The organism is Tepidiforma sp., assembly GCF_034433535.1.
In the GTDB taxonomy this organism is placed as follows: Bacteria; Chloroflexota; Dehalococcoidia; order Tepidiformales; family Tepidiformaceae; genus Tepidiforma.
Genome location: NZ_DAOUAO010000167.1, coordinates 1 through 11,334, shown reverse-complemented (window position 1 = coordinate 11,334; position 11,334 = coordinate 1). Strand labels below are relative to the sequence as shown.

General features: G+C 70.9%; 8 protein-coding genes. 2 read left to right on the top strand and 6 right to left on the bottom strand.

Annotated elements, in window-relative coordinates:
- From VAE46_RS09000 to rnc, 6 genes are all read right to left on the bottom strand, one after another.
- A partial coding sequence (locus VAE46_RS09000) for a flippase activity-associated protein Agl23 (RefSeq protein ID WP_322796596.1) occupies positions 1–769 on the bottom strand: 769 nt, incomplete at its 3' end.
- On the bottom strand, positions 766–2,388 hold the full coding sequence (locus tag VAE46_RS08995; RefSeq protein ID WP_322796595.1) for a hypothetical protein: 1,623 nt from the start codon (positions 2,386–2,388) through the stop codon (positions 766–768). The genes VAE46_RS09000 and VAE46_RS08995, both read right to left, overlap by 4 nt.
- A complete protein-coding gene (locus VAE46_RS08990; RefSeq protein WP_322796594.1) occupies positions 2,385–4,781 on the bottom strand; it encodes a DUF2298 domain-containing protein in 2,397 nt (798 codons plus the stop codon). Before VAE46_RS08990 ends, VAE46_RS08995 begins: the two co-directional genes overlap by 4 nt.
- 5 nt (positions 4,782–4,786) lie before the next feature.
- Positions 4,787–5,791 carry a signal recognition particle-docking protein FtsY gene (gene ftsY, locus VAE46_RS08985; RefSeq protein ID WP_322796593.1) on the bottom strand — a complete coding sequence of 335 codons (1,005 nt, stop codon included), beginning with the start codon at positions 5,789–5,791 and terminating at the stop codon, positions 4,787–4,789.
- A gap of 59 nt (positions 5,792–5,850) precedes the next feature.
- Positions 5,851–9,501 carry a chromosome segregation protein SMC gene (gene smc, locus VAE46_RS08980; protein WP_322796592.1) on the bottom strand — a complete coding sequence of 1,217 codons (3,651 nt, stop codon included), beginning with the start codon at positions 9,499–9,501 and terminating at the stop codon, positions 5,851–5,853.
- The gene (rnc, locus tag VAE46_RS08975; protein WP_322796591.1) at positions 9,492–10,220 is read right to left on the bottom strand and encodes a ribonuclease III; all 729 of its coding nucleotides are present in this window, start codon (positions 10,218–10,220) and stop codon (positions 9,492–9,494) included. Before rnc ends, smc begins: the two co-directional genes overlap by 10 nt.
- Before the next feature lie 122 nt (positions 10,221–10,342).
- Here rnc and VAE46_RS08970 point away from each other — a divergent pair, with 122 nt between their 5' ends.
- Positions 10,343–10,729 carry a hypothetical protein gene (locus VAE46_RS08970; protein WP_322796590.1) on the top strand — a complete coding sequence of 129 codons (387 nt, stop codon included), beginning with the start codon at positions 10,343–10,345 and terminating at the stop codon, positions 10,727–10,729.
- A 310-nt stretch (positions 10,730–11,039) separates the two neighbouring features.
- A complete protein-coding gene (locus tag VAE46_RS08965; protein WP_322796589.1) occupies positions 11,040–11,276 on the top strand; it encodes a hypothetical protein in 237 nt (78 codons plus the stop codon).
- Positions 11,277–11,334 lie beyond the last annotated feature (58 nt).

Here is an 11,334-nt window from a genome sequence, read left to right as displayed (position 1 = left end):
GCAGCCGGCCAAGGAACGGCCAGAAAGCGGCGATGACCCAGGCGTACGGCGCGAAGGCGATCGTGAGGGCGGCCCGTCGGGGGGCGGTATCGAGGCTCGGGCCGCCGGGGCCGGAACGGGCGGTCAGCGTCCTGCGGGCGAGCAGAGCCGACAGGTAAAGGTCGAGGTAGACGAGCATCACGGCGAAGACAAGGAAGGAGCCTTCCTTCGTCAGAACGTTGCCGGTGAAGCCGGCGGCGAAGACGTAGAGCCAGCGGACTCGGCCTTCATCGATGTAGCGCCACATGGCGGCGACCATGAGAAGCGTGAAGGCCGCCATGTAAATGTCTTCGCGGAAGAAGCGGCTGAAGTAGACGAGCGTCGGCGAGAAGGCGATGAGCGCAACCGCAGCGAAGGTGCCGATTGCGCCCAGGCGGCGGCGCAGGAGCATCGGGATGAAGACGAGCAGCGACCCGGCGATGGCCGCCGACAACCGGCTGGTGTAGTCGTTCGCGCCGAAGAGGAAGAAGACGGCGGCCTGGACGTGGTAGTAGAACGGGCCGTGGAAGATGGGGCTGTGGCGGTAGTTGCCCTGGAGGAGCCCCCACGACCACTGGGCGTGGATGCTCTCATCGTGGTGGAGTGCGCGGGAGCCGAGGTCCCAGGTGCGGAGGAGCACGGCGAGAGCGAAGACCGCTGCGTAGGCAGCGACCTCGAGGGTGAGCGGGATGCGGATGGCGAGGAGCCGTTCGAGCGGGGCCGGCCGAGCGCCGGTAGCGGCGGCAGTCACGGCTGCTCCCGGATGAAGACGGTGACGAGGGTATCGCGCACGGGAAGAGTATTGCGGTTGGCCAGCCAGCGGAGGTAGTCGAGGAAGCCCGAACGTGGACCGTTTCTTTCCCGAAGGACCGACCAGCGGCCCTCGGCGATGCGAAAGCCGTCGGGTACGGAGGCATCGGCGGTCCACACGACGATGGCGGCGTTGGGCGGGATGCGGCTGGCCACGACGACCCCGGGGACGCCGCGCAGCGGCCAGGTCAGGGCATCGGCCACCGAGGGGTGGATGACCACAAGGCCCCCGGGGTCACGGTCGGGACCCAGGCCGAGGTCGCGGAGCTCGGACGCCTGCAGGGTGGTGACGGGCGAGGGCAGCGGCTCATTCGGGCTGCCGCTGGCGACAGCGAACCCACCTGCCAGCCAGGGGAAGGCGGCGACCAGGAGAAACGGCAGGGCGGCCACCGCACGGGTGCGGGGTTTGCGGGCGAGCACCAGCAGGCTGGCGGCCAGCAACACGCTCGTGCCGACGACCACGACCACTTCGTGGTCGGGGCCGACGCGCGTGAGTCGCGCCCAATCGAGCAGTGGGCCAAGGGCGATCAGCGTGGCGGCGACGGCAGCGGCGAGGGGCCAGCCGGCGGCACGCCAATCGACGCGGCCGAGGGCCTCGAGGAGGCGCACCGCCCCGATGCCAGCGAGCAAGAGCGCCGGGGCAGTCATGGCGGCCGGTGCGAGCGGGTCATGTGCACCGCCCGCGGCGGCGGTCCACCCGGCAGCGAGGAGGAACCAGGCGGCCAGGACCCGCTCGTGCGTCGTGCGCGGGAGCCAGCGACGACCAATCGCGGCGGGAACCGCCAGCGCCACCAGAGCAGCGGCTGCCGGGCCCCAGGCATACAGGGCGAACAGGCGCCGGGTCGATTCGGATGACCAGGGGGCATCGAAACTGGCAGCAAAAAGGTCGAAGGGCGGCACAGTCACGCCCTGCCAGCCACTGCCGAAGCCGACGCTGGCCGCCGCGAGGCCGACGGCGACGCCAGCGCCGGCCGAAAGGACGAGACGGGGGCCGGGCCGGGCGCTAGCAAGGAGGACCGCGACGCCAGCGCCGAGGGCGAGCGGGAGACCAGCCGGCCCGGCAGTCGCCCAGAGAAAGCCAACCGGCGCCAGCAGCCAGGGCCGCCGTTCGAACTGCGGCCAGGCGGCGAGGGTCGCGAGGGCAAGGGGCACGTCGAGCGCAGCAGCGCCGGCAGCGGACCCGAGGGCGAGCTGGAGGGGATCGAAGGCGATGAAGAGCAGGGCGAGCAAGGCCACAGGTTCACCGAGGCGGCGGCGAAGGGCGAAGAGCGAGACAGGCACGGTGGAGGCAGCGGCCAGGGCGAGCAGGCGGGGCAGCAGATCGGAGTCATCGAGGCGGAGCAACAGCGCCGCCAGGGCCTGGAAGAGGGTGGGAACAAAGCGGGCGTCGTCGAGCCCCTCGCGCGCCTGCCAGGCGCCGGCAAGGGACCACAGTTCGTGGCCGCCGACCGGGACGGAGGCGAACGCCGCCAGGCGCAGGAGGAGGTAGACGGCAGCCGCGCCGACCCAGGCGAGGGCGGCGACCGTGATGCCGCGTGCTGGCGGCGCGTGGAGGCTCACCGGGCGCTCACCTGGCGGTAAACCGGCAGGGCGTAGATGCGCAGGTTGCCCGATTCGAAGACGCGGTCGAGGAAGGCGTCGTAGTCGGGGAGCATGCCCGGGTAGTTGTCCAGCTCCAGGCGGCCGACCACGAGGTAGTCGGCGCCGAATTCGCGCATGACTTCCACAACGCGTTCCGGGCTGCCGCTGACGTAGGCGTCATCGACCGCGTCCTGCCGGGCAACGAACTCACGCCGGTTCGCCTCGGAGTCGCCGCGCCACTGGATTTCGTGGAAGTACCAGCCGATGGGCACCTGGCGCCCGGTGCGTGAGGCGATGCGCCCGGCATCGGTGTAGTCGACGTTGGGGTTGACCATGGTGCGATTGCCCTGTCCATCGAGCGCCCAGCGCCGGCCGCTCGCCTCGATGATACCGGCCGAAGGCGGCGTGTTCTCGGCGACCCAGCGGACCAGGGCGTACTCGTCCGGGTCAGCCCGCTGCAGCCAGGCGAGGCCGTCGATGTCGGTGGTGCGCGAGAAGCCCTCGGTGCGGTTGAAGGCGGCGGTCGCCGGGTAGACCAATCCGGCGGCGATGAGCAGCAGGGCAGGCGCGGCGGCGATGGCCAGAGCAGGGCGGCGGGCGTTCGCGAGGGCCGCCGCGAGGCTCACGCCGCCTGCCAGGCCGAGGAGCAGCCACGCCTGGTAGCTGAGCTTGAACACCGTGTTGAGGCGCGGGACCGAACCGTAGAACACGTCACGGATAAGGAACAGCTCGGCACCGTAGAGGAGGAGGAGTCCGACGGTTGCGACGCCGGCCACCGGGGCAGCGGGCGAGCGGCGCAGGTGGAGCGCAATCGCGGCGGTGCCGAGCGCCCAGGTCAGCCCGCCGAGGATAGTGAGCGTCGCCCAGCCGCCGGCGCCGCGGGCGTCGACGGCATCGGCCAGCGAGCCCCGGAGGGCCGCGAGTGCGACCCATCCGAGGAAGGGCAGGACCACGAGCCAGCCCGCGGAGAGGATGGCGGGTTCGAGGCCGCCGCGGCTTCGGCGGAGGAGGAGCAGGGCGAGCGAGGCGGTCAGGACCGGCGTCCCGAACTGGAGGAAGGCGTGAGCCGGCCGGGTGCCGGCGCCAGCGTAGGCGTAGAGACCGCTGGCCTGGCTGCTGAAGGTGAGCCACCAGGGCGCGTACAGGATGGCGGCGAGGACGGCTGCCGGGAGGAGGAACCCGACCGTCCCCAGGAGCGCGCGGGGCAACGGGAGCGGCCGGTGATTGCGCGCGAACACGGCGACCGCGAGGACGGCGCTGAAGGTCATGACGTCCCAGGCGTTCTGGAAGGCGAGGGCGCCAAAGACGGCCGCGATGGCCAGCGGCAGGCCGGGGCGGCGCCAGCTGACGGCATCGAGTGGGGACCTCCCCCGCCAGGTGGCCGCAGCGAATGCGAGCGCGAGGAGGTTGAGCGGCAGCGCCATGAGGTGCGGGTGGAGGTCGCCGAGGAGGAAGCTGAAAAACGGAAATTCGGTGATGGTGCCCGGGATGATGCGCGTGCCGCGCCACCAGAACCAGTATTCCGTCGGGTACCAGGCCGTCGTGCGCGGGTCGGTCGGGCCAGTGTAGCAATTGTCGGACTGGCCGGGGGCGCAGGGGATGAGCCATTCGACGCCGAAGGCGCGGTAGAGCGGTTCGCTGTAGCGCTCGTGGGCGGCGGCGACTTCGAACACGGCGGAGAGCGAGCCGACAAACAGGACCAGCACGATCGCCGCGACGGCGGCGGCCGGAACGAATCGACGCCGTGCGCGGGGCAGGGCCCAGCGGGCCAGGGCGGAGGCCAGCGTCACGAGGCCGGTAACTGTCGCGGCGAAGGTGAAGGCGAGCCCGAGGTTGTAGGCGGTCGAACCCGGGACGCCCGCGATCGCGCCAAGGGTTCCCAGCTGGACGTAGCCGAAGTAGTAGTAGCTGATCGGTTCGCCGGCGAGCCACGGGTCGCGGGGCGGGTACTCCGGGCTGGTGAGCGTCGCGTTGAGGAAGAGGAGGTCCATTGGCTGTTCGGTCCCGGCGATTTCGGCGTTGTAGGACCGGAAGCCCGCGGCGACGAAGAAGGCCCAGGTGAAGACGCTGGCCGCCAGGATCGCGCCGGGCAGGACCGGGCGCAGCTGCGCGCGACGTTCTTGCAGGCGGCCGGCAACCGCCGACGCCGCCACGGCCGCCAGGGCGAAGGCAAGCAGGGAGCCGCCGCGTCCCGGCGGGAGGATGGACATCACCCGGAGAAGGAAGCACGGGAGCGAGACGGCGAGCAGGCCGGCGGTGAAGGCAAAACCCGCCCCGGCCCCGGGCAGGCGGCGAAGGAAGGCGAGGCAGAACGGCAGGCCGACGGCACCGACCGCGAGCGAGGCGAGCCAGGCCGCGAGCACCTCGCCCATGGCGCTCAGGCGAGCAGCGAGTCGACGAACTCCGCCGCGTCGAACGGCGCGAGGTCGTCCATGCGCTCGCCGGTGCCGATAAAGCGCACCGGGAGGCGGAGGTCGTGCGCGATGGCGAAGGCGATCCCGCCCCTGGCAGTCCCATCGAGCTTGGCGAGGACGATGCCGGTCACGCCGACGGCGCCGGTGAAGGTGCGGGCCTGCGCGAGGCCGTTCTGGCCGGTGGTGGCGTCGAGCACGAGGAGGGTTTCGTGGGGCGCCGTGGGGTCCTTGCGCTGGATGACGCGGTTGATCTTCTTCAACTCCTCCATCAGGTTCGATTTGGTGTGGAGGCGCCCGGCGGTATCGATGATGACGACATCGGCGCGGGAGGATTCAGCGGCAGCCAGCGTGTCGAACGCCACGGCACCGGGGTCGGCGCCCGGCTGGTGGGCAACCACGCGGACACCCACCCGCTCACCCCAGACCTTGAGCTGGTCGGTGGCGGCGGCCCGGAAGGTGTCGGCAGCGCCGAGGACGACGGTGGCGCCGTCGCGCTTGAAGGCGTGGGCCATCTTGGCGATGGTGGTCGTCTTGCCGGCGCCGTTGACCCCGACCACAAGGATGACCAGCGGCGAAGGGGCATCGGGACGCGCCCACGCGGGCGGCTCCGCGGTCGGCTCTTCGAGGATGGTGATGAGCTCCTCGCGAAGGAGTTCGCGGACGCGCGCGGATTGCTTCACGCCCTCCTGTTTCACCCGCTTGCGGACGCGGTCGAGGATGGCGGTCGTGGTCTCGAGGCCGGCATCGGCGCCGATGAGGATCTCTTCGAGCTCATCCCACAGCGATTCGTCGAAGTCGGCGCGTTCGAAGAGGGAACTGATGCGGCCGAAAATGCCGCGCCGGGTGCGTTCCACGGCGCGGCCGGTCTGCTCGTGGATTTCCGCGCGCTCCTCATCGGTCGGCGGAGCGACGTTCGTCGCTGGTGCAGCGGGCTGGGATTCGGCTGGCCTGCGTCGCCAGAACCTCACGTGGGAACTCCTGCGGGGGTGTGAAGGGATGGTACCGGGGGATTCGGTAGCGGGCAGCCTCAGGACTGGGGGAGGTCGGCCAGGCGGAGGCTGAGCACCCTGGAGACGCCGTCGCGGCCCATCGAGACGCCGTAGATGGCGTCGGCCACCTCGATGGTGCGGCGATTGTGGGTGACGACGATGAACTGCGTCTTTTCGGAGAGCGAGCGGAGGGCGGCCGTGAAGCGCCCAACGTTCGCTTCATCGAGGGCAGCATCCACTTCATCGAGGACGCAGAACGGCGCGGGGTTGGCTGAGAGCAGGGCGAAGAGGAGCGCCACCGCCGTGAGGGATCGTTCGCCGCCGGAGAGCAGGGAGAGGCTCTTGATGCGCTTGCCGGGCGGCTGGGCCTCGATTTCGATGCCGGCCTCGGCGAGGTTGTCGGGGTCGGTCAGGGAGAGGCTGGCCTGTCCGCCGCCAAAAAACGCTTCGAAATAGGAGCCGAAGGCGCGGTTGACGGTCTCGAAGGTGGCCGTGAAGCGGGTGCGGATCTCCTCGTTGAGCTCGGCGATGGCCGTCCGGAGCTGGTCCGCGGCCTCGGTAAGGTCGGCCAGCTGGGTGGTCAGGAATTCGTGCCGCTGTTTGAGCTCCTCGTAGTCCTCGGGCGCCTCTTCGTTGATCGCGCCGAGGCGGCGAATCTGGCGGCGCAGCTCCTCGATGCGGGCGCGGGTGGCCTCGACGTCGATGGATGCCCCGCCCTGCACGCGGGGCATCGGCCGTTCGGGCTCGTGGTCTGGCGCCGGCGCCTCGAGCTGGTCGAGCGGGACGATCTCGCCGGACGGGGCGGGCGCGAGCCCTTCGCGCGCCATCTCGTGGCGGAGCGATTCGAGCCGCTCGGTGGCGCGGGAGAGCTCGGCTTCAAGGTCGAGCCGGCGGCGGTCGATGGTCAGCAACTGTTGCTGCGCCTCGGCGAATTCGTCCTGGATTGCGCGTTCGTGGTTTTCGAGGCGATGCAGCTCGTCGCGGTCGGGGGCGGCGTCCTCGGCGAAGCGCGCCTGCTCGGCCCGGATGGCCTCGAGCTCGCGGGCCAGCCGCTCGAGGCGCTCATCGATGACGCCGGCTTCGAGCTCGAGGTTGCGGGCCTGGAGGCGGCGGGCCTCGATCTGGCGGTCGAGGCGTTCGATGGCGCGTTCGTGCTGCTCGCGCATGGCGAGCAGGGTGCGGCGCTCGCCCTCGGCGGCGGCGAGGCGGCCGCTGACTTCGGTCATGGCCTGGAGGGAGGCGTCGCGCCGGGCGGTGGCTTCGGCCAGTTCGCGTTCGAGTCCTTCCACCTCCGCGCGCCGTTCGCCGGAGCGGGCCTCGAGGGTGAGAAGCGCGGCACGCGCCTGTTCGATCTGCTGGAGGCGGGACTGCCGCTCGCGCTGGATGTCGGCGCGCTTGGAGCGGAGGGCGTCGGCATCACGGCGGATGCGATGACGCCGCTCCCGCTCGCGTTCGAGGTCGAGCCGGGCCGCCTCGAGGGCGCGGCGCAGCATCTCGTAGTTCGCCTCGGCCTCATGGGAGCGGCGGGCGACCTGGTCGATGGCGAGGCGGGCCTGGGCGATGCGCTCGGCAGCGATCTCGGTGCGCCGGCGAAGCTCTTCGATGCGGGCGGGGAGCTCTTCGAGCTCGCGCTGGCGGACGAATTCGCCTTCATCGGCGCCGGATGTGCCGCCGGCGATGACGCCGGTCTGTTCGATCAGGACACCATCGAGGGTGACCACCGAGCCGAGCGCACGGCGAATCATGCGCAGGCCGGTGGGGACGTCCTCGACGATGATGACGCGGCCGAGGAGGGTATCGATGAGCGGGCGCACGCGCTGGTCGCAGCGGACCAGTTTCGCGGCGACGCCGACAACGCCCCGCTCCTTCTGCAGGTTGAGCGGGTAGACATGACGAACGCTATCGAGCGGGAGGAACTGGGCGCGACCCTGGCGGCGGCGGGTGAGGATGGCGATCGCTTCGAGGGCGACGGCTTCGTTTTCGACGACGATGGCGTGGAGGCGATGCTCGAGCGCCGCGTTGATGGCCAGTTCGAGGCCGGGAGGCACCCGCAGCTGGCGGCTGAGGAGGCCGATGACGCCCTTGAGCTCGGGCGGTTCGCCCAGGCTGCCGGGTTCGACGCCTTCGATCAGCGCCTGGCCCATGATGAGCACCTGCCGGGTGCCGGCGGCGACGCCGTCGTGCTCGGCCTGGACGCGGCGCAGGGCATCGAGGCGGCCTTCGAGGTGGTCGAGTTCGCGGAGGTCCTGGTTGCCGGCCGCTTCGTACTCGCGGACCTCCTCCTGTACGCGCAGGAGCTGTTCCCGGGCGGCGTCGGCCTCGGCGCGCGCGGCCGCGAGCCGCTCCTGCCCCTCATCGACCGCGAGGCGGGCCTCCGCGATGCGGCGGCGGCTGCCGAGCAGCTCGACGATGACGGCCTTGCGGCGCGCGACGAGCTGCTCGAGCTCGCGGTCGAGGTCGGCGATGCGGCGTTCGGCGGCCTCGATGTCGGAGCGGATGGAGGCGGCGCGGCGGTCGTCGGCGTCGGCGCCGTCCCGCAGCTCCTGGACGCGGCTGCGCAGGCGGGAATATTCGCGTTCTGCAGCATCGAGTTCGCGGCGGGAGCGTTCGAGGTCGGCCCGGATGGCATCGGCCTGGCCGGCGATTTCGAGGTTGCGGCGCCCTTCGTCGACATCGGTCGAGGCGAGGGCGATGCGCTCCGCTTCGAGGGCCTCGATTTCGCGGGAGAGCTCCTCGCGGCGGGCGGCGACCATGGCGCGCCGCTCGCGGTCGAGCGCGATCGCCTGCTCGGTCGCGACGATGCGCTGTTCGATCTCTGCGCTGCGAGTGTCGCGCCGGGCGATGGCCTCGCGGCGCTTGCGAATCTCCTCGGAGAGGGTGCGAAGCTGCTCGCGGAGGAGGCGCACGCGGCGGTCGGCCGCCTCGTTTTCGGCAATGCCCTGGTCGAGGGCCGCGCGGGTGCGGACGATGGTGTTTTGCGCTTCGGACCAGAGATGGCCGTAGTAGAGGCGGAGGAGCTCGGCGAGTTCGGCCGAGAGGCGGCGATGCTCGGCGGCGCGCTCTGCCTGGCGGCTGAGCTGGGAGAGGCGGGGCTCGATCTCCTGGATGACGAGCGCGACCCGCTCGATGTTGTCGCTTGTCGCGGCGAGGCGATCCTGGGCTTCGCGAATCTTGAGGCGGAATCGCTTGACGTCGGCCGCCTCATCGAGGAACGAGCGGCGCTCCTCGGGGCTCATGGAGAGGACTTCATCGACCAGGCCCTGCCCCATGATGGAGTAGGAATTCTGGCCGACGTCGCCCTTCATCAGGAGGTCGAGGATGTCGCGCAGGCGGACGCGGGTGCCGTTGAGCAGGTACTCGCTTTCGCCGTTGCGGTAGAGGCGTCGGGCGATTTCCACTTCGGCGAAATCGACGGGCAGCCAGCGTTCGGTGTTGTCGAGGACCAGCGACACCTCCGCCATGCCGACGGCAGCGCGGTTGCCCGTCCCCGCGAAGATGACGTCCTCCTGCTTCTTCGTGCGGAGGAGGCGGGCGCTCTGCTCGCCGAGGACCCAGCGAATGGCATCGGCGACGTTGCTCTTGCCGGAGCCGTTCGGTCCGACGACGGCGGTGATGCCGGGGCCGAACTCGAAGGTGGTGGTGTTGGCGAAACTCTTGAAGCCGTGGATGGAGAGCCGCTTCAGGTACACGTGGCGCCCTCCTTTTCGCTGAGCTCGAGCCCGGCGAGGGCCTCTCGGGCGGCCTGCTGCTGGGCTTCGCGCTTGTTCCGGCCTTCGCCGCGGCCGAGCAGGCGGCCGGCGGCGCGGACCTCGACGACGAACCGGCGGTCGGGCGCACCCGCCGTATCCTCCACCGTGACATATTCCGGCGGCTCGTGCCAGCGGGCCTGGACGACGTGCTGGAGGGAGCTCTTGGCATCGACGCGGACGCCCTCGCGGAGGGCCTGCTCGATTTCGGGTCGCAGGACACGGCGGACGAGCGCCCGCGCCGGGGCGAAGCCGGCATCGAGGTACACGGCGCCGATGATGGCTTCGAGTGCGCCGGCAAGATTGCGGTCGCGCGTGCGCCCGCCGGCGCTCTCTTCGCCGCGGCCAAGGATGAGGAAGTCGCCGAGCGCCAGGCGGCCGGCGGCGCGGGCGAGGGTGCTGCCGCGGACGATCTCGGCGCGGATGCGCGTCAGCTCGCCTTCGCCGGCGGTGGGGAAGCGTTCGTAGAGCAGGCGGGCGACGGCAAGGCCGAGGACGGCATCGCCGAGGAATTCGAGCCGTTCGTTGGAGGAGCTGGCTGACGGGTTTTCGTTGAGATAGGACGCGTGGGTGAGGGCCTCTTCGAGCAGGTCCGGGCGCAGGCGGCGCAGCCCAAGGCGGGCAAGGAGCTCGGCGCGGTCCCGTGCGGCGGGTTGTCCCACGTACCCTCCGGCCCGGCGGCGGAGCCGGGCGCTCAACGGCGCAATGCGCCGGAAAATGCTAAAGCGCTATGATCATAGGGACGGCATTCACCGGGAGTCAAGCTTTGGGGTATCCTCAGGGCGTGGTCGATGAGCGAATGCGTGTCCGCTGCCACGTGTGCGCCGGCGAAGTCGAGGCGCACATGGAAGCGTGGTGCAACTGGTGCGGAAACCTGTACCACCTGAACTCGCGGGCAGACCTCCCGGGAACAGACTGCGGGCAGGTGTGGATCAACGAGGAGCACCTGGCCCTCGAGTTCGCCTGCAATGTGTGCCTCGCGCCGCCTGCCGAGCCGGGCTCACTGGACGACGTGCTGGACCTGCTGGAGGCCGCGGCTGCCGCGGGGATGACGCCGGCGGCACTCGAGGCGCTGGCTGAGGCCGGAGGTGTGCGCTATCGGAAGACGGCCGGGGGCGTCCTGCTCTTTCGGCGCGGCGATTTGCCCGGCGGTGTGGCCCAGCGTGGATGACTGCCGCACGGTGCTGCGAGTGTAAACTGCCGATTGGCTCCGCCAGCGCCCTGGTTTGCGCGGATTGCGGCGGGCTGTTTCATTTCCCCGATGCCCGGATCAACGAGACCGGCCGGGAGTGCGGAGTGCACGTGATCGGCTTTCGAAACCTGCTTGGTCGGGATGTTGTGCCGCTCTGCCGGCGCTGCGACATGGCCTTTCGGCTGACGTACGGGGTGCCCTCGTGAGCGCGTCGCGACGGCGCCGCCGGTCAGACCGGGCTTCGACCGCCGCGGGGGCGCGACCGACGGCAACGAGCGCGCCGAGGCCGATGCCCCTGCCCGAGTGGAAGTGGCGGACATTCCCGGTCTTCTTCGCGTTCTCGCTGGGCGGCTTCATCGGCCTGTACATGGGGCTCATCGCGGGGGCGAGCGAGGGCACCGTGTGGTTCACCCTGTTCTCGATTGTCTGGGCGGTGCTGCTCGGGGCCGGCTTTTCCCGGCTGAGCACACGGTGGATTCTCAGTCGGCGCTGGGCCCGGGCACAGGCGAAGCAGCGGGCCGGCTGAGCCCGGATTCCGACCTTGCAGCCGCACGGCAGCGGCCCCGGCAGCAGCTGCCGGGGCC

Excerpts from the sequence above, each read along its gene's own strand:
- VAE46_RS08990 (WP_322796594.1), bottom strand. The coding sequence starts at position 4,781 with ATGGGCGAGGTGCTCGCGGCCTGGCTCGCCTCGCTCGCGGTCGGTGCC.
- VAE46_RS08965 (WP_322796589.1), top strand. The coding sequence starts at position 11,040 with ATGCCCCTGCCCGAGTGGAAGTGGCGGACATTCCCGGTCTTCTTCGCG.